Below are 758 nucleotides of genomic sequence, written 5' to 3'. Positions count from 1 at the left end.
TGTAGTGGTCAACTAATCCCGGACACGACGTTAAGTTTTTTCTCGGCCTGAGCCGGTGGCAGCCCACCATTAAATTGGTGCGGTCGAATCCAGTTGTATCGGTGCATCAAAAAATGACTGATATCCCGCTGAGCTTGTTGGACCGTCGTGTAGCCCATGGTCGGTATCCACTCGGTTTTCAGGCTCCTGAACACCCGCTCCATCGGCGCATTATCCCAACAATTTCCTCGCCGGCTCATGCTCTGACGCATGCGATATCGCCAAAGGCGCTGACGAAAACTCCGGCTTCCATATTGCGAGCCCTGGTCGGAGTGGAACAGCAGACCTTGAGGCTTCCCTCGCTGCTCGTAAGCCATGTCCAAGGCCTTGATGACCAAGTCCGCATCCGGCTTTCCCGACAACGCCCAGCCCACAACGCGGCGGGCAAAAAGATCTAGGACAACCGCCAGATACTGCCATTTCCCTTGAGCCCAGATGTAAGTGATATCGCCACACCAGACGTGGTCAGGAGTGGGCACATCAAACTCCCGGTTCAAAATATTAGGAATGTCGGGCCGCTCGACCGTCGCCTTTTTGTAAGCATGCGATCCCGGTTGTTTGCTGACCAACTCCAGCTCGCGCATCAGGCTGCGCACTTTGAATCGCCCGATCTGCTCGCCGTCGTCCTGCATCATGGCCATGATGCTACGGCTACCGGGAGCACTGCGGCCTTGGGTGAACAACTCGTTCACCCGACTGCGCAATCGAAGGCGTTCTAC

At 56.1% G+C, this 758-nt stretch carries 1 protein-coding gene; it reads right to left on the bottom strand.

Annotated features, from left to right (window positions below; all coding sequences use genetic code 11):
* Window positions 1-8 precede the first annotated feature (8 nt).
* Window positions 9-758: IS3 family transposase (locus AC07W0_RS30905; RefSeq protein WP_146013220.1), on the bottom strand; the 750-nt coding region annotated here is incomplete at its 5' end.

This window comes from Pseudomonas sp. GW704-F2, from assembly GCF_059423025.1.
This window is presented reverse-complemented; position numbering and strand designations above follow the sequence as displayed.